The following is a 24,055-nucleotide window of genomic DNA, read 5'->3' as shown; positions in this document are numbered from 1 at the left end:
CCATAGCATTGTGGACCCACCTGATTCCATGCCGAACTCAGAAGTGAAACACAATAGCGCCGATGGTAGTGTGGGGCTTCCCCATGTGAGAGTAGGACATCGCCAGGCTTTAATTTCGTTATTTGCATAGCAAGTAACAACCTCAGCAGTGTACTAATTTGTTGATGACAATTTGTTGGAGGGATGGCTGAGTGGTCGAAAGCACCGGTCTTGAAAACCGGCAACCGTTAATAGCGGTTCTAGGGTTCAAATCCCTATCCCTCCACCACCATTAAAAAGCCCGCTGAGAAATCAGCGGGCTTTTTGTCGTCTTGAATTTGGTAAAAGAAAGCTCAAATACTATTAGATACGTCCTTATCTTACTTTGCTTCAGGTTATGTAGAATTTAGGTATTAAAAAAGCAGAGCGTTTAGGCTCTGCTTTGATGTTTTAGCTGCATGTCTTTACGATTAGCAAGGGCTATTTGGCGACGTTACCTGCCACGTTCAGTGCATCCCATGTACGGGAGAATGGTGGCGCGTAGCAGAAGTCCATATAACCAAGTTGCTGTGTGGTCATCTTTGCAGTGATGGCAACAGCTAGTGCGTTAATACGGCCTACTGCTCCTTTCTTACCTACGACTTCTCCACCTAGAAGAACGTTAGTCTCTGGGTGATAAACCAGTTTAACCTTGATGTCTTCTTGGCCAGGGTAGTAATCAGTTTGGTTCTTATCGGAAATCGTTGATACTTTCACATCTAAGTTGTGTTCTTTCGCCAGTAGTTCATTCACGCCAGTGCAGGCAAGTTCGTAGTCGAGCACTTTCAAACAAGATGAACCTAAGAAGCCTGACATATAGGTATCTTTACCTGCTAGCTTGTCCGCCATCATACGCGCTTGCTTGTTGGCTGTGGTTGCTAGAGGAACATAAACCGGTTTGCCTAGTGCCATATGATGGACAACAGCACAGTCGCCGACAGCATGGATATAAGCATCCTCAGTGGCACCATATTCATTTACCAGTAAAGCGCCGTTTGCGGTTTTTGGCAGTTCGAATGCTTCGGTATTTGGTTTGAAACCGAGTGACAGGATCACGACATCGGCTTCTAAGTTTCCGTTATCAGTTTCAACGATGTAACCGCCTTGCTCCGCATCGCGAATTGCAGACACGCTACAACCTGTTTTAAGGTCAGCACCGGATTCTCGAATCGCACCTTCAACGACTTCAATGATCTCTGGGCTGAACTGACGGCTCATGATGTGCTGTTCACGCTCGATGATCGTCACGTGTTTGTCTAAGCCGTGTGCAGCGTCGAATACTTCCAAGCCGATAAAGCCTGCGCCAATAACACACACACGCTGCTTGTTACTATCCTTTAGCGCCTCTTTAACGGCCAAGCCGTCTTCCATGCTTGTTAGTGTGTATACGTGTTCTGGATTGAATTCACCGAATGATGGAACGATTGGTCGCGCACCTGTTGCAATGACCAACATATCGTAATCGATCACGCTTTCTTTATTTTGGTTACGTACCGTAATTTGTTTTTCAGTGCGGTCGAACGACACCATTTCTGTTTCTACACGCACATCTAAGCCTGACTTAATGGCTTGACCTGGTGTTCGAGAGACCATTCGCTCGGTGTCATCAAACATGCCACCTGCAAAGTAAGGTAAGCCACAGGCTCCAAAAGAGATGTAACTACGCTTATCTAAAACGATGACTTCGTCTGATGGCTGATTACGTTTGTATTTTGCTGCGAAACTCATACCAGCGGCACTACCGCCTATAACAACAACTTTCATATTTACTACCTAAATAACCTGAACTCAGGAAAACAGAAGAGCACTCAAGTCGAGTGCTCTTAATTAAGTTTGAGAACTATACTGCTGCTTCTTTTGATACTGTCGCTGTAACGTCAGCGTCGTATTGTTCTGTGTTTAGCGAACCGTTTTTCTTAGCCGTTAGAACACCAGACAACATAGAGCCTGAGATGTTTAGCGCTGTACGAGCCATGTCAATCAGTGCTTCGATAGACACCAGAATCGCTACTACTGTAATGTCTAGGCCCATGATGGTCAGTACTGCTACTGCTGCGAACGTTGCACCGCCACCAACACCAGCGATACCGAATGAAGCAATCGCGATAACAGCAATCAACTGTAGGATGAAGCCTAGGTCAACTGGCATACCCATTACTTGTGCTGCCATGATTGCTAGCATTGCTGGGTAGATACCCGCACAACCGTTCTGACCGATACTGGTACCGAACGTCGCCGACATGTTTGCTGTTTCTTCGTCGACACCTAGGCGTTGAGTTTGTGTTTCAACGTTTAGTGGAATAGCTGCCATGCTTGAGCGAGAACCGAAGCCGAATACCAATACTGGCCAGATTTTCTTCATGAACTTAGCAGGAGACAGGCCGAACATAGACACCATCACGAAATGGATGCCAAACATCACGCCAATTGCTACGTAGCTTGCTAGAAGGAAGCGGCCCATTTCTGCCAGTGCAAACAGGTCGTTCGTCATCATGAACGTGGTCATCAGAGCGAATACACCGTAAGGCGTTAGCTTCAGAATTTCACGAACCATTGAAAGCACCACTTCTTTTGCAGAGTTGATGAAATCAACGAAGTTTTGCACTTTCTCAGGCTTACGGTTTTTCACTTGTAGGATACAGTAGCCAAGGAACATACCGAACAGTACAGTAGATAGTGTAGAAGTACGTTGAGAGCCCGTTAGCATGTCGAAGATGTTGGTTGGAATGATAGACAGAGCCATACCAGACAGGCCACTGCTCGCCATTGCATCTTGTGTTGCTACCAATGAATCACCGCGAGCTTCAATTGCACTGTTTGTGCCGATTGTGCTTACTAGAGCGTTCGCATCGATACCAAATAGGTAAATACTTGCGATACCAACGGCTGCTGAGATTGCACAAGTGAAAAGTAGAATACCGATGATTTTCGGTGCGATACGAGATAACGCGCCGCCACCTTCAACGTTCATGATCGAAGAGATCATCGCCACGAATACGAGCGGGATAACGATCATTTGTAGAAGTTTGATGTAGCCTTTACCGAACACAGAAATCAGTTCAGCGAAGCCAGATGTCGCAACGTTACCGACACCGAAAACAAGTTGAATAGAGCCACCGAACAGTAAGCCAGCAGCAAGCGCACTCAGTACGCGGAAGTTAAAACTTTTCTTTTGCTTTTTGAAGTTCGACAGCAGTGCGTAGAACCCAAAGAACAGTATGCTTAATCCAATAAATGAAACGCTCATGAGAATCTCCTATGATACCCATTAATAACTAAGTCGGTTATTTTTTGTATGCGATGGCTTCAACTTCAACCAATGCGTCTTTTGGTAATCTTGCTGCTTCAACACAAGAACGAGCAGGTGCGTTCTCTGTACCGAACACTTCTGTGTACACTTCGTTAAAGGCTACGAAGTTCTCCATGTCTGATAGGAAGCAGGTTGTCTTAAGCACAGTGTCCAGTCCCGCATTACTCGCTTCTAATACAGCTTTTAAGTTTTCTAGAGACTGACGAGCCTGCTCTTTGATGCCGCCCTCAACAAACTGCATGGTTTCTGGAACGAGAGGTAATTGGCCTGATGTATAAACCATGTCGCCGTAAGACGTACCTTGTGAGTAAGGGCCGATAGCTGCAGGTGCTTGTTCAGTGGCAATGATCTGTTTCACGATGTAACTCCTAAATTATTGGTTTTATTCTGATTTAAATTCACGGATAAACTTGTAAACCGCCTGACGGCTGATCCCAAGTTGCTCTGATACTTGTGTAGTCGTCTCTTTTAGCTCAAATACTCCGTTATCAAATAAGCAACGGATGATGGCTTTATTGCGACCTTTGGAAGAAATCGTCTCGTCTTGGTCAACTTCTTTAATGGCTGAACTCAATGCTTGCTGAATCACATCATTTGCATTGTTACTGAAGGTCTCGCTGACAATGGTTTGTGGCACATTGCACTGCGGCATCAGCGTCTTGACGATTTCTGGGAATGGAAAAGATAAGTTCATGTTGATACACAGCATGCCAATCGGCTTTTGTTGTGGACCAGCCAGTACACAGGTGGTCGATTTCAGTAGGGAACCGTCTGCTGCGTTGGTGAAATAGCTCTTTGGAGAAACTTCGCCAGTTTTCTCGAATGTGCTCCACATACGTAAACCTAAATCGGTGATAGGCGAGCCGATTTCACGACCTGTGTGATGACCATTAACGATCTTCACGACAGAGTTTTCTAAGCTTTCAAAGGAGTGAATGACCACCTCGCAGTAAGGGCCAATCAAGTCAGCAATTGTGTCCGCTAAGCGGAAGTAATTGCTTAAACATTCTCTGTCTTCATCGGTGAATCGAACTTGTTTTACATTCATGATTTCGGTTTACATTTTTGAACTCAATGACTGAAATCTACTCCTTTGGTGGTATTTGAACAAGATGCAGTAAACTTCTGTAAACCATAAAAGACGTTCAAAACATCAACAAATAACGAAAATTTAACTTAAATTAAGATCATAATTTGAACAGGATCACCAAACCATCTTCGATATGGTTTAATTTCTTAAACTCCATCAAAGTTTACATATTTAAAACCAAAGGTTGCGTTTTTGAAGACTTTAATGATCTAGGACAAATTCTAAATTCAGTTGAAAACGAACTTCGTCGACTCTTCATCTTAACGTCTTAAGATTGTCATTTTTAAACGATAGGGTGGCTATATAAGGTGGTCCCTTACTATCACTGTATTTAAATTATTCGAATTTTCTAGAAGTGTGGATTTATGAACAAAGCGGTTTGGGTTTTAGCCCTCGGCCAGACATTGCTCTGGTGTTGTCTCTATTACGTTTTTCCGGCGATGCTTCTGCATTGGGAGCAAGTATATGACTGGAGTCGTTCTGAGTTCATGTTGGGGCTGACATTGGCGGTGGGCGTGTCTGCCATTGCTGCTTTACCTGCTGGGCGCCTAATTGACAAAGGTTATGGTGCATTGATGATGACTGTTTCGGCAGTGATTGGCGGCGTGCTGCTGTTTCTAGTCAGTTTGGTAGAGCAACTTGTTTGGTTTTATGTTCTTTGGGGATTGATGGGAATTGCAATGGCGGGTTGCCTTTATGAATCTTGTTTTGCCTTTCTTATTCGAAGCTTGAGGACCAAAGCCAAACGCGCGATCACTATGATCACCTTAGTGGCAGGCTTTGCGAGTACTATCAGCTTTCCAACAGTTCACTATTTAGCTCAGCATTACGGCCCAGTGGTGACATTGCAGATTTTTGCAGGAGTGGTTTTGTTCGCCGCCGCTCCGCTACTGTTCATCAATACTCGAACGCTTGCTCGGCTTCATGTGTCTTCTAACAACGAGGTTGACTCAAAACTGCCTTCCAAAGTATCAAGCTCTTCAACTACTTATTTGAACTCGGCTTCTTACCTGTCTAATCCAATGTTCTGGTTACTCGCTTTTGGCTTTTCTATGATCGCGCTTAATCATGGTGTGGTGTTAAACCATCTCTTGCCATTGTTGGATGAGCGTAATGTCCCAGATGACTTAGCAATATTAGTGATCTCTTTGATTGGTCCTATGCAAGTTGCTGGGCGTGTGATGTGGTTGTTGGTTGATAAACACTGGTCGATCATACGAATCACCGTTATGTGCTTTCTGAGTATCTGTTGTGCGACCCTATGTTTGATTCTGTCTGAGAATATGCTGTATCTGGTGTTTAGTTTCGTGCTCTTACAGGGTTCCGCCTATGGCGTGATGAGTATAGTGAAGCCTCTAACGACTCGTGAGGTGATGGGAGAGGCTAACTTCGGCTCTTTAGCAGGAGCCATGGCTGTGCCTTATCTGTTGGCGTTTGCCTTGTCACCTTACTTTGGCGCCGTTATTTGGCAGATCGGCGGTTATCAATGGGTGCTGTGGAGTATCTTTGGTAGTGCTATTGTTGGTTTTGTCTCGATAGTCACCGTATCAAGGCTTCATCTAGCTCGTACTCAATCGTGTTTATCGCAGACATAGATTGTGCTGAGGCGGTATTCACATCGCTTTGAAATTAAACACTTAATCACTTTGAGCACTCCATCATGGGGTGCTTTTTTTATATGTGACTTTCTCAACTATTTGAGATGCTTATCTATTGTTCAGAGAACAGCAAGACGTTGCCAATTTAATTGAGCTTTTTATTGTCAAATTACTGTGAATTACGTCTGTATATAAGTTGATATTCCCATTCTATTCTCTTCACTTTTTGGCATTTAAAACAGCGAGTTAAGCTTGTCTAGACAAGTTGGCTAACTCTTTGGAATATTTCATTTCTGCAAATAAACCGACACGTAACTTTAATAATCAGACGTCAAAGTGGCCTTAAATCAAACAGGGACATTGACGATGAATAACATCATTGAAGTTAAGAAGGTCAACAAAACATTCGGTTCGAACAAGGCACTGAATGGCATCAATTTGACGATTACTAGTCGCAAGATGACAGCGCTACTTGGCCCATCGGGTTCTGGTAAATCTACGCTGCTTCGCCATTTAAGCGGCTTAATCATCGGAGACAAAAGCACGGACTCTCAAATCAACGTGCTTGGTCAAACGGTACAAGCGAATGGTAAGGCAGACAACAATGTCCGCAATATCCGTTCGCAAGCGGGTTACATCTTTCAACAATTCAATCTCGTTAACCGCTTATCCGTGATGACCAATGTACTGATTGGCGCACTGAGCTCTACTCCGAAGTGGCGCACTCTGACAGGCATTTTTACGGTTGAGCAACAGCAAGAAGCGCTTGAAGCACTGCGTCGAGTTGGCATGGAAGATTTTGCAGGTCAGCGTGTTGGCAATCTATCTGGTGGCCAGCAGCAACGTGTCGCTATCGCACGCGCACTGATGCAGAAAGCCAAAATCATTTTTGCCGATGAACCTATCGCGTCGCTTGACCCTGAATCAGCGCGCATCGTGATGGAGCTGCTTACGGATATCAATGAGAAGGAAGGCATTCCTGTCATCGTCACGCTTCACCAAGTCGACCACGCCCTTAAGTACTGCGAAAACATCATCGCGCTTAAAGATGGCCAAGTGTTTTACGAAGGGAAGAGTGCGGAATTAACCAAGCCTCAGCTTGAAGACTTATACCGTTCGAAAAAATCGACAAACACACCACAAATCCAATCTAACGACGTGCTCGCTGCGTCTTTTTAAATATCAGGGAAATTAAGATGTTTCATTCAATGAAATCAGGAATTAAGAAGGCAGTGACACTAGCGACTGTGTTAATGACCACGCTCACTGCAGGTCATGCTGTTGCTAAAGATTCGATCAACTTCGGCATTATCGCGACCGATGCACAACAAAACTTGCGTAGCCGCTGGGAGCCTCTTCTGGATGATCTAGGTAAAGCGTTAGGTATGCCAGTGAACGCCTATTTTGCCCCTGATTACGCGGGCATCATTCAGGCACAGCGTTTTGGCAAAGTTGATTTTGCTTACTATGGAAATAAGGCAGCGATGGAAGCGGTTGACCGTGCAAATGCTGAAGCCTTTGTTCGTTACATCGATGAGGATGGTTTACAGGGTTATTACAGCTTACTGATTGTTAATGCTGAAAACGACAATATCAACACACTTGAAGATGTTTTAGAGCAACACAAAACACTCAAGCTTGGTAATGGCGACCCTAACTCTACTTCGGGCTTTCTCGTCCCGAACTTCGAAGCATTTGCCAACAATGGCATCTCCGCGAATGACTTCCACCGCAATGTGACCGCAAGCCATGGTGCTAACGTGATGGCTGTGGCGAATAACCAAGTCGATGTCGCAACTAATCACACCATGAGCCTTATTCGCATTGAAGATCAGAACCCTGAGCTGTTTAGCAAGCTGAAGGTGGTTTGGCAGTCAGAGCTTATCCCATCAGACGTAATTACCTACCGCAAAGACTTAGATGAAGGTTTGAAACAAAAGGCGCGTGATTTCTTTGTCAGTTACGGTGAACAGCCAGAGCAGCTTAAAAACCTAAATCAACTGGCTTGGTCTGGCTTTGCTGCTACCGATAACAACCAGCTACTGCCTATTCGTCAAATGGAAGCGTTCAAGAAGCTAGTTGAAGCTGAAAACAACAGCAACCTAAGCGAGAAAGTGAGAGCCGATCGTATGGCGCAATACCAAGCCGAAATCGACCAGCTGCAAACAGAAATTGATGCACTGAAAGGCTAACCCATTCCCTTGCGCCGCTATGGGCGGCGCAACAAAAGAGTAGAGAACAATGACTGCAATGACTCAAAGTTACGAGCCTTCATCGAAGCTGTCGATTAAAAACGGCGTGATTGCTGTGATAGCGCTACTGGTCCTTAGTTGGGCGTGGCAAGGCGCAGAAATGGCGCCAATGATGTTCTTCGAACACCCAGAGAACATGGTTCAGCTAGGCAAAGATTTCTTCCCCGCTGATTTCAGTGAAAGCAATGTGTACCTCAGCGAAATGCTGGTGACGATTCAAGTGGGTATTTGGGGAACGGTGTTATCGATTTTGTTAGCGATTCCATTCGGTATTTTGAGTGCAGAGAACCTGATGCCGAGCTGGGTGACATTTCCAATTCGTCGCTTGATGGACTGCTTACGCGCTATCAACGAAATGGTGTTTGCGATGCTGTTTGTGGTGGTGGTCGGGTTGGGCCCGTTTGCAGGTGTGATGGCGCTGTTCATTCACACGACAGGCGTGCTTGCCAAGCTATTTGCAGAAGCCATCGAAGCGATAGAACCCGGCCCAATGGAAGGGGTGAAAGCGACAGGTGCAAACCCAATAGAGGTGATTCTTTACGGCGTTATCCCGCAAGTGATGCCACTTTGGATTTCTTATTCACTTTACCGCTTAGAGTCAAATATTCGCTCGGCAACGGTTGTAGGCATGGTTGGCGCAGGCGGTATCGGTGTATTGCTTTGGCAATCTATCTCAGGTTTCCAGTTGCAACAAACTGCCGCAATCATGGCGATTGTTATCGTGACGGTAAGCATTATCGACTTCGTTTCTCAAATCATCCGTAAGAAGTTTATCTAGGCATCTTAGATGTCTATTTAAAAGAACTTGTCTAGATAAGTGATTGAATTTTAGGAAAGGAAACCCTTATGCCCGTTTACTTAGATATTGCCTCAGAGCTGGAAAAGGAAGTGAAAGACCGCTTTGTACCGGGTGACTACTTACCACCTGAATCCAAATTGGCTGAGCGCTTTGCTGTGAATCGTCACACGCTTCGCCGCGCAGTCGATGAACTGGTGTCAACGGGCTTGATTCAACGTCACCAAGGCAAAGGCAACATGGTGATTCGTCAGCCAAGTGAGTATCGACTTCATTCGGGCGCCCATTTCACCAAGAACCTGATTGAGCAAGGTGCGATGCCAAGATGTGAGGTGCTTCAGTCTCGCCTTATCAATGTATCCCCCAAGATTGCGGGCTACTTGAAGGTGGAGGAAGGCAGCAAGGTTATTCATATCCGTACCCTGCGAAAAACCGGAGATACGCCGAGAACCATCATCGACCATTACCTACCGAATCTGGAGTGGTGGCCGATTCTCAAAAACTTCACCAACGGTTCTTTGCACCAATTTATTCAGCGTGGTTTGGATACTGATTTGGAGCGAAAAGAGACTCGAGTGGGCGCGAAAATCCCAACCAATGAAGAGTGTCGTTTATTGCAAATCAGCACCAGTACACCGCTACTCAAAATTAAAACCACCAACGTAATTAAAGGCACTCAAGTAATAGCGGAATTCTCAAGTTCCAATACTCGTGCCGACGCAACCGAAATAGTAATGGAGCACTAAATGACAGCTTTGAAAGAGCGACAAAAGTGGATGTCAGTACTCGCGCAGAGCCAGTTCACAGAATTGAAAACGCGCTGGGAAGCATTAGGGCTAGACGCAGAATACGCCATGGTTCGCCAGCCAGAGATTGGGTTAGCACAAGTGCGTGCACGAATGGGCTCAACAGGCCGTCAGTTCAATATGGGGGATGTCACGATTACTCGCGCAGTAATCAAGCTAACAAGTGGAGAGCTTGGTTACAGCTACCTACAGGGACGAAGCAAGCCTCATGCAGAGCTGGCCGCTGTTGTTGATGCCTTGATGCAAAACGGACAACAAGCCGAGGTGATCAACGCGCAACTTATTGAGCCGTTGGCTGCGGTGAAGCACGAACGAGACAGTCAACGTCGCCAAGAAGTGGCTTCAAGCAAGGTGGACTTTTTTACGATGGTTCGCGGAGAAGACTAGGTTCGAAGAGGAAGCTTTTTTGTAAAGAAGAACAGTTTCGCCCATAAGCAAAATAACCACATGTCATTCAAGAATAAGATTAACGAATTAAACAGGTTAGAACGAATTCAATGAGTATGATTTCTCCTGCATTTCAAGATGCAGTTCATGACAGCCAGCAGTGCTTTCGATTACTGCTGAAGGCGATGTCAGAACCCGGCACCGTAGTAACACTCAACCGTTGTGAGGGCTTTGGTTCAATGATGAGTGCAGCCGCTCAAACACTGCTTTCAATGGCTGATAATGCGACGCCAATTTGGCTATCTGAGACATTAAAATCCGATCACGCAGTGACTGAAAACATCAAGTTTCACGTTGGTGCTCCGATTGTCGGGCAGGCTCAACAAGCCGGTTTTGCGGTGATATCAGCACAAGATTTACTGGCTATTGATTGGTCTGAACTGACATTCAATCTTGGCAACGAAGAGTATCCAGACACCTCAACAACGGTTGTGATTGAAGTGGATAACTTTACCTCGGGTACTGAGCTGTCACTAAGTGGTCCTGGAATTCAAAGTGAACAAGTCGTTTCATTCAACGGATTACCAGAGGGCTTTGTTTCTTACCTTAAAGAGCGTCAGTCACTGGTGAAGTTCCCATTAGGTGTCGACTTTATCTTTGTAGCAGGCCAGCAAGTGCTATGTCTGCCACGTACAACCAAAGTGGAGGCGACTTCATGTACGTTGCTGTAAAGGGCGGAGAAAAGGCCATTAGTCTGGCGCACCAACTGCAAGCCAAGAAGCGTCGCGGTAATCCTGAGCTTCCAGAGCTGAGCGTAGAGCAGATTCAAGAGCAGTTGTCAGGTTCGGTCGACCGAGTGATGACAGAAGGTGGCATTTACGACAAACAGCTCGCGGCATTGGCAATCAAACAAGCGGCGGGTGATTTAGTTGAAGCGATCTTCCTGTTGCGTGCTTACCGTACCACGTTACCTCGTCTGATCACTGCGCAACCCGTTGATACCAATTCAATGCGCATTGAGCGTCGTATTTCGGCAACCTATAAAGACCTACCTGGCGGTCAAATCTTAGGTCCAACTTACGATTACACACATCGCCTATTGGATTTCAGCTTGCTTGCTGAAGGTGAAGCACCGCAGATCACAACTCAAGATGTTACTGACTCTGAACCTTGCCCACAGGTACTGGGTATTCTTGAAAACCTCGACATGATGCTGACGGAGGAAGATGACCAACAGGCTCCTGAAGACATCACCATGAATCCGGTGAACTACCCATGTGACCGCAGTGCCCGTCTACAAAATTTAGTGCGTGGCGATGAAGGATTTTTGCTAGCACTGAGCTACTCAACCCAACGTGGTTATGGTCGTAACCACCCATTCGCGGGTGAGATTCGTACCGGTTTCTCAACGTTATCGATTGAACCTGAAGAGCTAGGTTTTAGCATCGACGTTGGTGAAATTGAGCTGACCGAGTGTCAGATGATCAACGGCTTTGTTGGCAATAAAGAACAGAAAGCCAAACTGACTCGCGGCTACGGCTTAACGTTTGGTGCGACTGAGCGTAAAGCAATGTCGATGGCCTTGGTTGATCGTTCTTTGCAAGCCGCAGAATACGATGAGCCCGTCGATGGCCCAGCTCAAGATGAAGAGTTCGTGCTTTCTCACTCAGACAATGTCGAAGCCGCTGGCTTTGTGTCCCACCTAAAACTTCCTCACTACGTCGATTTCCAAGCTGAACTGGAACTGCTTAGAAAAATGCATAAAGAGCACGATGAATTGGTGGCTCAGTCAGGTAGTTACGAACACTGTAATGACGAACAAGGAGGTCAGTCATGAACACAGCAACACTTAACGCGCCGATATGTAACGCTTCAACGGTATTTAATTCTGAGGAGGCCGGATCTCATAGCCCAGTAGGTGCGACAGGTTACAACTATGGCTACCTTGACGAGCAAACTAAAAGAATGATTCGTCGTGCCTTGCTTAAAGCGGTGTCTATTCCGGGTTACCAAGTCCCGTTTGGTGGCCGTGAAATGCCAATGCCTTACGGGTGGGGAACCGGTGGTGTACAGATCACCGCGGCAATTATCGGTCAACCAGATACGCTAAAAGTGATCGACCAAGGTGCAGACGACACCACCAATGCAGTGTCGATTCGTGAGTTCTTCAAATCCATCGCCAGTGCAAATACGACTGAGAAAACCACGGAAGCGAGCATCATCCAGACTCGACATCGCATCCCAGAAGTTGATCTTCAAGAAGATCAGATCTTGGTCTATCAGGTGCCAATCCCTGAGCCACTGCGTTTCATTGAGCCTCGTGAAACCGAAACTCGCAAAATGCATGCACTGCAAGAGTACGGAATCATGCACGTCAAATTGTATGAAGACATCGCACGTTTTGGCCATATCTCAACGGCTTACGCTTACCCAGTGCGAGTCAATGATCGTTACATCATGGATCCATCGCCAATCCCTAAGTTCGACAACCCAAAAATGGACAACATGACCGCACTACAACTGTTTGGCGCGGGTCGCGAAAAGCGCATCTACGCCGTTCCTCCTTACACCAAGGTTCAGAGTTTAGATTTCGAAGATCATCCGTTTGAAGTTCAGAAATGGGACGAGCCGTGTGCGATTTGTGGCTCTACGGATACCTTCCTTGATGAGGTCGTTATGGATGACCAAGGCTCACATATGTTTGTTTGCTCTGATACGGATTACTGCCGTGAGCAACAAGAAAGCAGTCAACAACTTGATGGCAATCAGTTCGTTCATAACGAGATAGCCCGCAAAGAGGAGATCAACGCATGAATGCGGTGACGAACATGAAACACGAATGGAATCAGTCAGAGCAACCTCTGTTGTCTGTCTCTAACCTAACTAAGTTGTATGCGCCAGGCAAAGGCTTTCAGAATGTATCGTTCGACCTCTACCCCGGTGAAGTGTTGGGTATTGTCGGGGAGTCTGGCTCTGGCAAAAGTACCTTATTGAAGTCACTTTCTGGCCGCCAAACACCAGACAGCGGTGAAGTTATCTACTTACGTGGTGACGCGGATAAGCAAATCTCACAACTGGAAGATTTGTACCAAATGGCGGAAAGCCAGCGCCGTCACTTGCTTCGTACCGAGTGGGGCGTGGTGCATCAACATCCAATGGATGGCTTGCGTGGCCGAGTATCGGCGGGCGGCAATATTGGTGAGCGCCTGATGGCAGTGGGTGAACGTAACTATGGCGAAATTCGTGAAAAGTCAGCGAAATGGCTAGGTGATGTCGAGATCCCAACGGATCGAATGGACGACATGCCGACGACCTTCTCTGGTGGTATGCAGCAAAGATTACAGATCGCACGCAATTTGGTGACTCACCCGAAGTTGATCTTCATGGATGAGCCGACTGGCGGTTTGGATGTGTCGGTGCAAGCTAAGTTGCTTGATCTTCTTCGCCGCTTAGTTACAGAGCTTGAATTAGCTGTGGTGATCGTCACACATGACCTTGCTGTAGCCCGTTTGCTTGCCCATCGACTCATGGTGATGCGCCGTAGTGAAGTGGTAGAAAGCGGCCTTACTGATCAAGTGCTTGATGATCCTCAACACCCATACACACAACTGCTGGTTTCTTCTGTATTGCAGAATTAAGGACGATGACATGAATACCAAACTAACCGTAAACAACATCAGCAAAACCTTTGTGCTGCACAATCAAAACGGCGTTGAACTGCCAGTACTCACTGGTGCGAACTTCTCTGTAAACAGCGGCGAGTGTGTGGTTCTGCACGGACACTCAGGTTCAGGTAAATCAACACTTCTACGCGCGTTGTATGCCAACTACTTGGTGGACTCAGGCTCGATTAATGTTGAGCATCAAGGCAACACACTTGACCTTGCTAAAGCAACACCAAGAGAAATCATCAACGTGCGCAAACACACCATAGGTTGGGTCAGCCAGTTCCTACGTGTGATTCCACGTATCAGTGCGCTGGAGGTGGTGATGCAACCTATGTTGGAAATGGGTGGTTGCGCGCAAGAAGCCGAAGAGCGAGCAAAGCTGCTGCTGACTCGCCTAAACGTACCTGAACATTTATGGCACCTAGCACCAGCAACTTTTTCTGGTGGTGAACAGCAACGTGTGAACATCGCGCGCGGTTTTATTGTTGATTACCCAATCCTACTGCTTGATGAACCAACGGCTTCGCTTGATGCGACCAATAGTGCGGTCGTCGTGAGTTTGATTGAAGAAGCAAAAGCAGGCGGCGCTGCAATCATCGGTATCTTCCATGATGAAGCGACACGAGACTTGGTCGCTGACCGTCTGTATGACGTGAAGCTACAACAAGACATTTCACCAAAACAACTCACTACAGCGTGTGCGTAAAGGGAGCTGACGCAAATGATTATTACCAACGTAAATCTGGTGCTTGAAAATGAAGTGGTACGTGGCTCGATTGAATTGCGAGACGGCGTGATTGCCAATATGTCTGACTCTACTAGTCAACTGCCAGGTGCCTTTGACGGTGAAAATGGCTTCTTGATGCCGGGCTTGATTGAGCTACATACCGACAATCTAGAGAAGTACTTCACGCCAAGGCCAAAAGTGAACTGGCCTCCGCTTTCGGCGATGAGCGCCCATGATACTCAGCTAATTGGCTCTGGCATCACTACCGTGCTTGATGCGGTTGCTTTGGGTGACTACCGAGATGGTAATCGCCAAGAAAACCTCGACCAGTTCATTAATACCGTGGCTGAGAGTCAGAAGCGTGGTCTAACCCGAGCCGAACACCGTATTCACTTGCGTTGCGAAGTACCGCACTCAACCACGGTTGGCTTGTTTGAGCGTTACGTGAACATGCCAGAAGTGCAGTTGGTGTCTTTGATGGACCATGCGCCCGGTCAGCGTCAGTTTGTAAACCTAGATAAGTATCGAACTTACTATCAAGGAAAGTATAACATGACGGATGCTGAAATGGCGGAGTACGAAAAAGACCAAGTGGCTCAGTCTGAGCGTTGGTCGAAACAGAATCGTGATGAGATCACTCGTCAGTGCCGTGATTTGAACATTCCAACGGCAAGCCACGATGATGCAACGAGTGCGCATGTGACCGAATCTAAAGAGTTAGGCATGGTCATCGCAGAGTTCCCAACTACGGTTGAAGCAGCGAAACGCTCTCATGAATTAGGTTTGAAGGTGATGATGGGGGCGCCAAACGTGATTCGTGGCGGTTCGCATTCGGGCAATGTCGCTGCGCATGAATTGGCGTCTTTGGGTGTGCTGGATATCTTGTCTTCGGATTATTACCCTGTGAGCTTGCTAGACGCAGTATTTACGCTGGTCAATGATGAACGTAACAACCTCGATGTGGCGCAAGCGGTGCAACTAGCAACGTTGAATCCAGCACAAGCTCTTGGTCTACACGACCGTGGTGTGATTGCAGAAGGCAAACGTGCTGATTTGCTGCTAGCGCATCGTGTTGATGGCCATCAGCTCGTTTCTCGTGTGTGGCGCGAAGGCAAGAAGGTATTCTAATCCATGTCAAAAGGTTACTCATTTGATGCAAATGGGGTGGTAAACGCTGCCCCTAAAGCTGACAAACCGGGTCAGCTTTATTACGTAATTGGTCCTTCTGGTGCTGGTAAAGATTCGATTATCTCGGCACTTCGTGAACAGTTCGTCAAAGACTTAGTGGTTGCCCATCGCTACATCACACGTGCAGCTCATGCTGGTGGTGAAAATCATGTAGAGCTCAGTGATGATGAATTCTTTATTCGCTACTCGCGTAATATGTTTGCGATGAGTTGGCAGGCGCATGGCATGAGCTACGGCATTGGGCAAGAAGTTCACCAATGGATGGATGCGGGCTTGAGTGTTGTGGTCAATGGGTCGCGTGCGTATTTAGATGCAGCCAGAGACTTGTTTGGCGAGCGGTTAGTGCCCGTTGTAGTGAGCGTTAAGCCAGAGGTGTTAGAAGCACGCTTACGAGCACGCGGTCGTGAAAGTGAAGCTGAGATAGCCCTTCGATTGCAACGAGCGGCGGACTATTGTGTGGACTCAGAATCCACTCTAAATAACACGCTGTGTATTGATAACAGTGGCACGCTTGAACAGAGTATTGCGCAGTTTGCTCGGTTAAAAGAGCAAGCAGAAAGGCTCGCAGAACCAGCAGGCGGTGTCGCATGAAGTTGACCATGTTAGGCACGGCCAACAGCGCGATGGTGCCAGTTTACGGGTGTGATTGTTCGGTGTGTGTGTCAGCCCTTGAAGACCCAAGTTTAAGACGAGAAAAGTCATCAGCGTTTCTTGAACATAATGGTAAGTTTCTGCTGTTGGATGCTAATGCGCCTGACCTGATGCACCGGTTTCCTGCAGGATCGATTGACCAGATCTTATTGACTCATTACCACATGGATCATGTTCAGAGTTTGTTTGATCTCCGATGGGGTGCTGGCGATAAGATCTCGGTGATTTCTCCTGATGATCCGCTTGGCTGTGATGATCTCTATAAACATCCGGGTATCCTAGATTTTTCACAGCGTGCTCAAGCGTTTAAGTCGTTTTATTGGCAGGGAATCACCGTTACACCATTACCACTCAATCACTCTAAACTTTGCCTTGGTTATTGCTTTGAATTGGATGGGAAGCGATTAGCGTATTTAACCGATACGGTAGGGCTGCCAAAGCAAACCGAGCGTTGGCTGAAAGAGTTTCCTGTAGATTGGTTAATTACTGATTGTAACTACCCGCCAATTGAAGACCCTCAAGTTCGATCGAACTCAAACCATAACGACTTTCACCACATATTAGATATTGATGAAACCTGTCGTCCGAAGAACTTTGGTTTGATTCATGTTAGCCACCACATGCTCGTCTGGGCAGCACAACATCCCCACGGCTTTTCACAACGTTTACGTATTCTCAATGATGGCGAGGAGATAACCTTATGAGCCAACCGCTTTCCCCTACCTTAAACAGCGAACCTAGCGTTGCTGAGAGCAGTAAGTTACACAATGTTGAACTCGGGCGTTGGACTGAAATCGCCGACCGCTGTGTGTTAAATAACGTATTGGTTGGAGATTACAGTTATATTCAAAACGACTGTAATCTGATGTTTACCGAAATTGGTAAATTCACATCCATTGCGGCGGCGGTTCGTTTAAATCCGAGCAATCACCCGTGGTGGCGTCCAACGCTGCATCACTTCACTTATCGCCCGGGCAAGTATCAGCTAGGTGATGACCCTTCATCACTGGATGATGAGGTGTTCTCGTGGCGCGAAGAAGACAAAGTACATGTTGGACACGATGTGTGGATTGGTCACGGTGTGATTGTGCTTCCGGGCATCACGATTGGCAATGGTTCGATCGTTGGCGCAGGCAGCGTGGTGACCAAAGACGTGCCTCCATACTCAATTGTGGTTGGCAACCCAGCCAAGGTGCTGCGCCCTCGCTTTGATGACTTTAGCTATGCAGAGCGACTAGAAAGCCTTGAGTGGTGGCATTGGGATGATGAAAAGCTCGCAGAGGCATTGCCATTGTTTCAAAAAGATTGTGGAGAGTTCTTGTGTCACTTTGAGCAAGCTTAAACTCGATATCCTTTTATTCTTAAAACAAAAAAGCAGCCTAAGTGGCTGCTTTTTTGTTTCTTCCTGTTTACTCGCTGGCTAGCTTAGCTTCGACTTGCCCTAGAGCGCGTCGGTACGTAAACCATGCACAGGTTCCTGCAAGCACGTTACCTACCATAGCCCCCCAGAACAGGCCTTCAATTCCTGCAAGCTGAGAGCCAACCCACAAACAAGGCAAGAAGAAAGCAAACAGGCGCAGTGCAGAAATCGTTAATGCGGTGTAAGACTTGCCCAAAGCATTAGAGATAGAAACCATCAGCATACAGATACCCAAAGGTCCTAAGCTGATAGGGACGATCAGTAGGTGATAGTTCAGAATCGTTGATACTTCATTGTCACTAGTCATGAGGTTTGCCAATCCGCCAGAGAATAACCAAGTCACCAGTGCGATGACCAGTTGGAAACCTAACACGAAGGTAACGGCAATCTTCACAAGACTACGTATGTTCCCAAGGTTCTTTTCACCCAACATGCGACCAATCATAGGTGGCATCGACATGGTCAGTGCTAACACAGCCACAATAGAGAAGAACTCAAAACGAGATCCTAAAGCCCAAGCTGCAACCGCTGCGGTGCCATAACCTGCCAACAGTTTAGTCGCCAACATAGAAGAGACTGGCGGCAGCAGTTGGCTGATCATCGCAGGACCCATGATGTTACCAATCGATCGAACACTCTTGCCTATATCTAGGTCGCTCCAATCGAATGTCATCCAATGCTTCTTGGTCACTTTGGGAGCCACGATAAAGATGCCTGAGCCGAACGCCAAGATAGTCGCAATCGCGGCACCATTAATACCCATGTCGAGAGTAAAGATGAAGATTGGGTCTAATATCAAGTTGATGATACTGGTCGCGATCATCATTGAGCCGGGTAGCATGGTATTACCGTTGGCACGACACACGCTGTAAAAGAAGTAGAGCAGAGCACCTGTCCAAGAGCTGATTAACCAATAGATCCAGTAAGAATCAATGATCGGTAATACCGTCGGTGGCGCATCCAATAACTGTAAAATAGGTCCACGAAGCAGATAGATGATGACCGAGAAAAGAGCGACACTCACGCTGCCCATCGCAATCACCAGTCCGCCCAGTTGTTTAGCGTAACGTGTTTCATTGGCACCAATGGCTCTCGCAATGACAGCCGTGGTTGCGATACCTAACCCAACCTGAATACCAATGATGATCATCTGTATTGGAAGCGTGAAACCTTGAACAGCAAGCGGTAGAACGCCGAGCTGACCAATGAAGGCACTGTCTACAAGTTGGAAGCTCATCAGGGAAAGCACCCCAAACAGCATTGGCCATGTCATGGTATAGAGTTGTCGGCCAAGCGAAGGCGAAGGAGTTGCGGTAGTCGAATTCATATCTGTCTTATTGGTCTTGAAGATAGGCTCACTGTGGGGAAAGCCTCTCTGTGAAGAATTGCGTAAAGGATAACGTAAGGTCAGCTCGATACCAATAATTGTTACCGGATCTCCGCATATTCCTTAACTCAGAGTTCTGTTGAGTTAAGGAATATGTGCTGTGACTTTATGGAACTACCTCTCAAACCTTATTTATTTTATAGGGTTATCGTTGTTGCTTAATGTAATTATCAAATCCATAAACTAATATCGTTGTAGGGAAAAGAATTGCGAGTCAGCAAGCACAAATTTAACTGCATATTAGAGAGGGAACCTAAATATGCCGACGACAGAAGAAATTCAGATCAGCCAAGAGCAAGTCAGGAAGAACAAAGCGAAGGTACTCGCTAAGATTAACCAGCAAGGTATCATGTCTCAGGGCTTTCGCTTAGTTAACGTCAAAGATTACCAACAGAAGTTACAAGCTCTAAAACAGAAGGTCGAAAACTTCGATTACCTGAATGACGCCAATAAAAAGCAAGATCAGGTGATTCTCGACATCATGACTCAGAAAGAGAAGATCCATAACTATCTAGATGAAACATCGAGTCAGAAGTTAGCGAATGGGAGCCTCGATTTTGGTTCTCGAAATCAGGTCGCCAACGCCACGCTCAAGAAGAAACAACTCTTCATGATGTTTATGGAAACGGTCGAAGCGCAAGAGGCGCTCAGAGAGTTTGCCGTAAAAGTAGCTTCGGTGTGTAACGGAACACTCAAACAACCACCAGGTGCTTATTTAGGTGTCAAAGATTTCCATGGAGCGCTAGATAAGATCACCAATCGTAAACGTCATTACGACATCGGTGATCTGAAAGATGCAGCCCGTATGACCATCGTATTCGAAACCATGGAAGATATGATCATTGCCAAAGCGATGATCATCCTGACCAAAGAGTTTGTCGAGCTGAAACATCACCAGTCTGCGATGAAAGATCGCTACGGTACCAGCCAAGGCGACAACGCTAAATTCAACTGTGGTGCAACTGACGCTGGCTATAAAGACATTAAGTTCTTCTTAAAAATGGCCAATGGACACATTGGTGAGCTGCAGCTCAACACCAAGAACATGATGGTGGCGAAGAAGAACGGTCACATCATTTATGACATCCTTCGAGACGGAGGCAACCTTGATAAAGCATTTACCATTACCAACAGCGAAGTGCTCGCCAAGATAAGTCGTAACATGAGTGAAAAGTGGTTCACCTTTATGAATACTCGCGTGCCAAAAGCGAGAGATGATTTGCAAGCAGTTCAACAACTCGTTAACCGCCTACGAGCGAATTTAGGAAGAGGGCAGAACTCACTTCAAGTCAGCATGGAAGAGATAACCATACTGTCTCGCGTCAGCCTCTATATCTACGAGCAGGGCGACAACGCGAGAGCTTTGTTAGAGTAATGAAGCGATATTTAGACCTGCGATTAAGTCCGGTTATTTGACCGGGCTTTTTTATTTCGACTCCGGAAACTTGGTGCTGTCATGCCAGTCCAGCCTTTAAAGGCGCGGTTAAAGTTACTCAAATCACTGTAACCCAACTGCCAACTGATCTCTTGTACTGACAGGTCGGTTTCATCGAGTAATTGTTTTGCTTTGATTTCTCTAACATGTTCTTTGGCTTGCTTAAACAGGATGTTCTTACTTTTTAGGTTTCGCTGCAGTGTTCGTTTGGTCATGCCTAGCATGGTCGCAAACCACTCGATGTTGAACCACGGCAAGGTCGCATACGTGTTAATCAAGGCTTGGACGGCTTGGTGCCAATCTTGAGTCATGTCTTGCTCAGATATAGCACGATACCCATCCGGCAAGGGAATGGTGATCGCGCCATATTGCTGCTCAAACTGTATATCCGAATTAAAGAAGTGCTTGGGTAACTTGCGCTCTCGGTTGTTTGTCGAGATGAGCTTCGCGTGTGATGGCTGCCATTTGCTCTCTATGAATTTACGACACAAGCTAATCACAGTCAGCGTGCGAAACCATTCAGATTGTTCAAAACCCGCGGTCGAAGGGTGATAGCAACTACGATGACATAGCCACCACATCCCATCTCGTTTTTCTGTCCACATAGTGACGTGATTGCTTAGGGTAGAGATCTCAGTAATCAAACAACGTATTGCCTGCTCAAGTGATGTGCATTGGTCAATCTTTTGGCTTAACTCTGGCGACAGTTGTTCTAGAGAGGCTTTGCGACCAACCTCAATTCCAATGGAATGACCAAACTTACGCTCTAAACCGTGAATAAAGCGAATCAAATCTTGAGTTGGTAGCCATTGGTTGGAGTGTGTTAGCTCAATGGGCAGTCCACATTCGATGGCAACCGAGCGCCAGTCAAGAGAGCGTTTTTCGCAATATTGAATATAGGGCGCGATGTTACTGGTAGAGCTCAGCAAAATGTTGGTGGTGTTCGATGATGCTTTCTTAGTTTTCATAGCTTTCTGAGTTCGCCTTTAAATGTCACCAAATGACCTAATTAAGTGTAGCGCAACTCCATATACTTCTTCCAACCCAAATGAGGAGAAGAATATGAAACTTAAGCCCCTTGCCCTAATTATTTCGTCACTTGCTGTGTCATCGCTTGCAGTGTCATCACTTGCCTTTGCAGACATGGCTTTTGCAGAGAACCCAGTTGAAGCAGCACTGAAAGTCGAAGGCGCGGCGGTGACCCTTACGGTGAAAGATGCTCAACAATCTTTTACCCCTGCTTTTGTTGCTTCAGCACGAGAAAACTTCAATAACTTCCATTGGCAAATGGGTGGTGACCACAGTGTTTACTACAACTTGCACATGAGTGAGTTCATGCCAACGGCGTTTGCTGCACCGAGCGAGAATTACAAGCCACTGGTTAAAAACATTGATCCACGCCTTGCCAAGCTGAAGGTAGAAACAGACACCAAGGGTGAGCTGACAATGGCTGATTACCTTGCTGATGAACAGTTCCGAACTCAAGGTTTCATGCTAATTCACAAAGGCGAGATCGTTTACGAAGCGTATCCGGGTATGAGCCCAACAGACAGTCACGTTTGGGCTTCAACGGCTAAAACTACGGTTGGTACGGTCGTTGCGATGCTGGTGGAAGAGGGCAAAGTCGACCCAGAGAAGAGCATCGCTCACTATGTACCTGAGCTGAAAGGGACTAACTGGGAAGATATCACCGTTCATCAGGTGCTCAATATGTCTACCGCGCTTGATAACGAAGAGACGCTTGAATCTATCTTAAACCCTGACTCAGATGTGGTGCGTTTCTTTGCGGCTTCATTCAACTCGCCGAGAGCTAAGACAGGCGAAATGGAAACATGGATGAATGTGGCTAAAGGCGCTCAGAAGATCGAAGGCGAGAAAGCGGGCGACCATTTCCGTTATGCCTCTATCAACACCATGGTACTGACCAAAATGGTAGAGAACATCGAAAACAAAACATGGACTCAAGTGTTTGAAGATCGTGTGTGGTCGAAAGTACATGCTCGCCAATCGATGGAATTTAATCTAACGCCAGATGGCATGGCGATCGCAGTTGGTTTGGTTTCGACCACAGTCGAAGACATGGCGCGTTGGGGCACTCTGTTTACACCAAGTTGGAAAGCGGTAGCGGATGAGCCGGTTATCTCACAAGCGGTGATTGATCGTATTCGTAATGGCGGCGATCCAAAAGCCTTTGTTGGTACCAGCAAAGAGAGCAGCTCACTGCATGCCTACAACGAAAAAGCGGACTACAACGCTTACCAATTCGACTTCATCTTCAATGACGGTGCAATGTCGAAAAGTGGCAACCTTGGTCAGTTCATTTACATTGACCCAGAGCGTGATTTTGTTGGCGTGATGTTCTCGAACAACCCTTACCACTCTGGCTTTGGTGAGAACAAAGGCCCTGCGTTGATGCGTTCTGCTGCAAAACTACTTGCTGACAAATAATAACCCATTTGAGACAGAAGGACTTTCTAGCTTCAAGGAAGAAGCAAACGACTTTCGAGAGGTATAATGAAAAAGTTTGCCCTTATAATTCCATTGAGCTTAGGTTTATCGATTCCTGCCTATGCCGAATCAGAGCGAGTTATCGATCCTGCCGACGTGACTAAGGTGTATACACAGACTGCGTTGATGGTGAGTGGCAGTTCTGATATTCAATTTCAGGGACAGGTTTCTGGTGGTATGGACAACGGTCAGCAATTTGCGTTACTCGCAGAAGCGACCTTTGTTGATGACAATGACGAATCACAACGCGATCCGAACGACTTTGGTTCGGAATACAGCAACTCGCGAATTCAATATTTCCATGTCTTCGAGACAGGTGCTAAAGCCGCGCCTAAAGTGGGTCTGTCGTTAGACTACATTAATACACGCACAAGCATTAAAAATGACTTGTTGTCGGTTGGCGGTGTTGTGGCGATCAATCCTGCTTATACCGGTGGTTTCTTGGTTTTTCCAAGAGCTGGTTTGATGACGGGCAGTATGGAAATTCCCGCTATGAACTCATCTAAAGATGACTTAACGGGTTATTCACTTGGGCTGATCACGGCGAAGCACTTAGGTGATTCTGGTGCTTATGTTTCTTTGGTGCCAGAGTGGCAAGACCTATCGGGCAGCGATATCAACATGCAAAACTTCTCGTTGAAAACATCACTGAATGTACCAATGAACAGTGCCCGTACTTGGTGGTTGAATACTCGTTATGACATCACCAAAGGCGATATCGATGTGAACGGCGTGTCTATGGCAAGTGAGTGGCAGACAGAAGCTTGGGTTGGCGTTAGATACTACTTCTAAAGTGCTCAGTGCTTCGCATTGA

The 24,055-nt window shown here is 46.6% G+C and carries 24 protein-coding genes, 1 tRNA gene and 1 rRNA gene; 20 read left to right on the top strand and 6 right to left on the bottom strand.

The window, feature by feature from the left end; translation table 11 throughout:
* Both rrf and L1D37_RS03320 read left to right on the top strand, forming a co-directional pair.
* Window positions 1-108 (top strand): 5S ribosomal RNA (gene rrf, locus L1D37_RS03325); the annotation flags it as partial.
* Between the two features lie 69 nt (window positions 109-177).
* Window positions 178-268: transfer RNA gene (locus L1D37_RS03320), tRNA-Ser, on the top strand.
* Window positions 269-459: 191 nt separating this feature from the next.
* Here the strand turns inward: L1D37_RS03320 and L1D37_RS03315 are convergent.
* The 4 genes from L1D37_RS03315 to L1D37_RS03300 form a co-directional block, all read right to left on the bottom strand.
* Window positions 460-1,782 (bottom strand): CoA-disulfide reductase, encoded by a 1,323-nt coding sequence (locus L1D37_RS03315; protein WP_239846866.1) that lies wholly within the window; start codon window positions 1,780-1,782, stop codon window positions 460-462.
* A 76-nt stretch (window positions 1,783-1,858) separates the two neighbouring features.
* Window positions 1,859-3,265 carry a cation:dicarboxylase symporter family transporter gene (locus tag L1D37_RS03310; protein ID WP_239846865.1) on the bottom strand — a complete coding sequence of 469 codons (1,407 nt, stop codon included), beginning with the start codon at window positions 3,263-3,265 and terminating at the stop codon, window positions 1,859-1,861.
* Window positions 3,266-3,302: 37 nt separating this feature from the next.
* Window positions 3,303-3,686 carry a RidA family protein gene (locus tag L1D37_RS03305; protein WP_017111552.1) on the bottom strand — a complete coding sequence of 128 codons (384 nt, stop codon included), beginning with the start codon at window positions 3,684-3,686 and terminating at the stop codon, window positions 3,303-3,305.
* A 24-nt stretch (window positions 3,687-3,710) separates the two neighbouring features.
* Complete coding sequence (locus L1D37_RS03300; RefSeq protein WP_176680040.1) at window positions 3,711-4,376, bottom strand: PAS domain-containing protein; 666 nt, start codon at window positions 4,374-4,376, stop codon at window positions 3,711-3,713.
* 407 nt (window positions 4,377-4,783) lie between these two features.
* Here L1D37_RS03300 and L1D37_RS03295 point away from each other — a divergent pair, with 407 nt between their 5' ends.
* From L1D37_RS03295 to L1D37_RS03225, 15 genes are all read left to right on the top strand, one after another.
* Window positions 4,784-6,013: an MFS transporter gene (locus L1D37_RS03295; protein WP_239846864.1), complete on the top strand. Its 1,230-nt coding sequence runs from the start codon at window positions 4,784-4,786 to the stop codon at window positions 6,011-6,013.
* Window positions 6,014-6,382: 369 nt separating this feature from the next.
* Window positions 6,383-7,195, top strand: a complete 813-nt coding sequence (gene phnC, locus L1D37_RS03290; RefSeq protein ID WP_239846863.1) for a phosphonate ABC transporter ATP-binding protein — start codon at window positions 6,383-6,385, stop codon at window positions 7,193-7,195.
* A 17-nt stretch (window positions 7,196-7,212) separates the two neighbouring features.
* Window positions 7,213-8,208, top strand: coding sequence for a phosphonate ABC transporter substrate-binding protein (gene phnD, locus L1D37_RS03285; RefSeq protein WP_239846862.1), 996 nt, complete (start codon window positions 7,213-7,215; stop codon window positions 8,206-8,208).
* A gap of 58 nt (window positions 8,209-8,266) precedes the next feature.
* Entirely contained in the window at window positions 8,267-9,046 is a 780-nt protein-coding gene (gene phnE, locus L1D37_RS03280; protein ID WP_345779417.1) for a phosphonate ABC transporter, permease protein PhnE, read from the top strand.
* 68 nt (window positions 9,047-9,114) lie between these two features.
* Complete coding sequence (phnF, locus tag L1D37_RS03275; protein WP_239846860.1) at window positions 9,115-9,810, top strand: phosphonate metabolism transcriptional regulator PhnF; 696 nt, start codon at window positions 9,115-9,117, stop codon at window positions 9,808-9,810.
* Window positions 9,811-10,257, top strand: a complete 447-nt coding sequence (gene phnG / locus L1D37_RS03270; RefSeq protein WP_239846859.1) for a phosphonate C-P lyase system protein PhnG — start codon at window positions 9,811-9,813, stop codon at window positions 10,255-10,257.
* A gap of 110 nt (window positions 10,258-10,367) precedes the next feature.
* On the top strand, window positions 10,368-10,988 hold the full coding sequence (gene phnH, locus L1D37_RS03265) for a phosphonate C-P lyase system protein PhnH (RefSeq protein WP_239846858.1): 621 nt from the start codon (window positions 10,368-10,370) through the stop codon (window positions 10,986-10,988).
* Complete coding sequence (locus L1D37_RS03260) at window positions 10,973-12,094, top strand: carbon-phosphorus lyase complex subunit PhnI (RefSeq protein WP_239846883.1); 1,122 nt, start codon at window positions 10,973-10,975, stop codon at window positions 12,092-12,094. Before phnH ends, L1D37_RS03260 begins: the two co-directional genes overlap by 16 nt.
* Window positions 12,091-13,071 (top strand): alpha-D-ribose 1-methylphosphonate 5-phosphate C-P-lyase PhnJ, encoded by a 981-nt coding sequence (locus L1D37_RS03255; protein ID WP_275665430.1) that lies wholly within the window; start codon window positions 12,091-12,093, stop codon window positions 13,069-13,071. The genes L1D37_RS03260 and L1D37_RS03255 overlap by 4 nt, the downstream gene beginning before the upstream one ends.
* A complete protein-coding gene (gene phnK / locus L1D37_RS03250) occupies window positions 13,068-13,895 on the top strand; it encodes a phosphonate C-P lyase system protein PhnK (RefSeq protein WP_017629947.1) in 828 nt (275 codons plus the stop codon). Before L1D37_RS03255 ends, phnK begins: the two co-directional genes overlap by 4 nt.
* 10 nt (window positions 13,896-13,905) lie before the next feature.
* Window positions 13,906-14,631, top strand: coding sequence for a phosphonate C-P lyase system protein PhnL (gene phnL, locus L1D37_RS03245; RefSeq protein WP_239846857.1), 726 nt, complete (start codon window positions 13,906-13,908; stop codon window positions 14,629-14,631).
* Window positions 14,632-14,646: 15 nt separating this feature from the next.
* Window positions 14,647-15,780, top strand: coding sequence for an alpha-D-ribose 1-methylphosphonate 5-triphosphate diphosphatase (gene phnM / locus L1D37_RS03240; RefSeq protein ID WP_239846856.1), 1,134 nt, complete (start codon window positions 14,647-14,649; stop codon window positions 15,778-15,780).
* Between the two features lie 3 nt (window positions 15,781-15,783).
* Window positions 15,784-16,431 carry a ribose 1,5-bisphosphokinase gene (gene phnN, locus L1D37_RS03235; protein ID WP_239846855.1) on the top strand — a complete coding sequence of 216 codons (648 nt, stop codon included), beginning with the start codon at window positions 15,784-15,786 and terminating at the stop codon, window positions 16,429-16,431.
* Entirely contained in the window at window positions 16,428-17,195 is a 768-nt protein-coding gene (gene phnP / locus L1D37_RS03230) for a phosphonate metabolism protein PhnP (protein WP_239846854.1), read from the top strand. Before phnN ends, phnP begins: the two co-directional genes overlap by 4 nt.
* Window positions 17,192-17,833, top strand: a complete 642-nt coding sequence (locus tag L1D37_RS03225) for a DapH/DapD/GlmU-related protein (RefSeq protein ID WP_239846853.1) — start codon at window positions 17,192-17,194, stop codon at window positions 17,831-17,833. Before phnP ends, L1D37_RS03225 begins: the two co-directional genes overlap by 4 nt.
* Before the next feature lie 67 nt (window positions 17,834-17,900).
* Here L1D37_RS03225 and L1D37_RS03220 read toward each other — a convergent pair whose 3' ends face one another.
* Window positions 17,901-19,238 (bottom strand): MATE family efflux transporter, encoded by a 1,338-nt coding sequence (locus L1D37_RS03220; protein ID WP_239846852.1) that lies wholly within the window; start codon window positions 19,236-19,238, stop codon window positions 17,901-17,903.
* Window positions 19,239-19,557: 319 nt separating this feature from the next.
* Here L1D37_RS03220 and L1D37_RS03215 point away from each other — a divergent pair, with 319 nt between their 5' ends.
* A complete protein-coding gene (locus tag L1D37_RS03215) occupies window positions 19,558-20,673 on the top strand; it encodes a hypothetical protein (protein ID WP_239718385.1) in 1,116 nt (371 codons plus the stop codon).
* 23 nt (window positions 20,674-20,696) lie between these two features.
* Here L1D37_RS03215 and L1D37_RS03210 read toward each other — a convergent pair whose 3' ends face one another.
* Window positions 20,697-21,701, bottom strand: a complete 1,005-nt coding sequence (locus tag L1D37_RS03210; protein WP_239846851.1) for an AraC family transcriptional regulator — start codon at window positions 21,699-21,701, stop codon at window positions 20,697-20,699.
* Between the two features lie 94 nt (window positions 21,702-21,795).
* On the opposite strand from L1D37_RS03210, the gene L1D37_RS03205 reads away from it, so the two are divergent.
* Together L1D37_RS03205 and L1D37_RS03200 are read left to right on the top strand one after the other, a co-directional pair.
* A complete protein-coding gene (locus L1D37_RS03205; RefSeq protein ID WP_239846850.1) occupies window positions 21,796-23,181 on the top strand; it encodes a serine hydrolase domain-containing protein in 1,386 nt (461 codons plus the stop codon).
* A 66-nt stretch (window positions 23,182-23,247) separates the two neighbouring features.
* Window positions 23,248-24,033, top strand: coding sequence for a hypothetical protein (locus L1D37_RS03200; RefSeq protein ID WP_239846849.1), 786 nt, complete (start codon window positions 23,248-23,250; stop codon window positions 24,031-24,033).
* The last annotated feature ends 22 nt before the right edge of the window (window positions 24,034-24,055 follow it).

It is taken from the genome of Vibrio sp. Isolate33, assembly GCF_022397895.1.
GTDB classification, from domain to species: domain Bacteria; phylum Pseudomonadota; class Gammaproteobacteria; order Enterobacterales; family Vibrionaceae; genus Vibrio; species Vibrio pomeroyi.
The sequence above is the reverse complement of the archived record's forward strand: the minus strand, read 5'-3'. Positions and strand labels throughout refer to the sequence as shown.

Excerpts from the sequence above, each read along its gene's own strand:
- L1D37_RS03315 (WP_239846866.1), bottom strand. The coding sequence starts at position 1,782 with ATGAAAGTTGTTGTTATAGGCGGTAGTGCCGCTGGTATGAGTTTCGCA.
- L1D37_RS03310 (WP_239846865.1), bottom strand. The coding sequence starts at position 3,265 with ATGAGCGTTTCATTTATTGGATTAAGCATACTGTTCTTTGGGTTCTAC.
- L1D37_RS03300 (WP_176680040.1), bottom strand. The coding sequence starts at position 4,376 with ATGAATGTAAAACAAGTTCGATTCACCGATGAAGACAGAGAATGTTTA.
- L1D37_RS03295 (WP_239846864.1), top strand. The coding sequence starts at position 4,784 with ATGAACAAAGCGGTTTGGGTTTTAGCCCTCGGCCAGACATTGCTCTGG.
- phnC (WP_239846863.1), top strand. The coding sequence starts at position 6,383 with ATGAATAACATCATTGAAGTTAAGAAGGTCAACAAAACATTCGGTTCG.
- phnD (WP_239846862.1), top strand. The coding sequence starts at position 7,213 with ATGTTTCATTCAATGAAATCAGGAATTAAGAAGGCAGTGACACTAGCG.
- phnE (WP_345779417.1), top strand. The coding sequence starts at position 8,267 with ATGACTCAAAGTTACGAGCCTTCATCGAAGCTGTCGATTAAAAACGGC.
- phnF (WP_239846860.1), top strand. The coding sequence starts at position 9,115 with ATGCCCGTTTACTTAGATATTGCCTCAGAGCTGGAAAAGGAAGTGAAA.
- phnG (WP_239846859.1), top strand. The coding sequence starts at position 9,811 with ATGACAGCTTTGAAAGAGCGACAAAAGTGGATGTCAGTACTCGCGCAG.
- phnH (WP_239846858.1), top strand. The coding sequence starts at position 10,368 with ATGAGTATGATTTCTCCTGCATTTCAAGATGCAGTTCATGACAGCCAG.
- L1D37_RS03260 (WP_239846883.1), top strand. The coding sequence starts at position 10,973 with ATGTACGTTGCTGTAAAGGGCGGAGAAAAGGCCATTAGTCTGGCGCAC.
- L1D37_RS03255 (WP_275665430.1), top strand. The coding sequence starts at position 12,091 with ATGAACACAGCAACACTTAACGCGCCGATATGTAACGCTTCAACGGTA.
- phnK (WP_017629947.1), top strand. The coding sequence starts at position 13,068 with ATGAATGCGGTGACGAACATGAAACACGAATGGAATCAGTCAGAGCAA.
- phnL (WP_239846857.1), top strand. The coding sequence starts at position 13,906 with ATGAATACCAAACTAACCGTAAACAACATCAGCAAAACCTTTGTGCTG.
- phnM (WP_239846856.1), top strand. The coding sequence starts at position 14,647 with ATGATTATTACCAACGTAAATCTGGTGCTTGAAAATGAAGTGGTACGT.
- phnN (WP_239846855.1), top strand. The coding sequence starts at position 15,784 with ATGTCAAAAGGTTACTCATTTGATGCAAATGGGGTGGTAAACGCTGCC.
- phnP (WP_239846854.1), top strand. The coding sequence starts at position 16,428 with ATGAAGTTGACCATGTTAGGCACGGCCAACAGCGCGATGGTGCCAGTT.
- L1D37_RS03225 (WP_239846853.1), top strand. The coding sequence starts at position 17,192 with ATGAGCCAACCGCTTTCCCCTACCTTAAACAGCGAACCTAGCGTTGCT.
- L1D37_RS03220 (WP_239846852.1), bottom strand. The coding sequence starts at position 19,238 with ATGAATTCGACTACCGCAACTCCTTCGCCTTCGCTTGGCCGACAACTC.
- L1D37_RS03215 (WP_239718385.1), top strand. The coding sequence starts at position 19,558 with ATGCCGACGACAGAAGAAATTCAGATCAGCCAAGAGCAAGTCAGGAAG.
- L1D37_RS03210 (WP_239846851.1), bottom strand. The coding sequence starts at position 21,701 with ATGAAAACTAAGAAAGCATCATCGAACACCACCAACATTTTGCTGAGC.
- L1D37_RS03205 (WP_239846850.1), top strand. The coding sequence starts at position 21,796 with ATGAAACTTAAGCCCCTTGCCCTAATTATTTCGTCACTTGCTGTGTCA.
- L1D37_RS03200 (WP_239846849.1), top strand. The coding sequence starts at position 23,248 with ATGAAAAAGTTTGCCCTTATAATTCCATTGAGCTTAGGTTTATCGATT.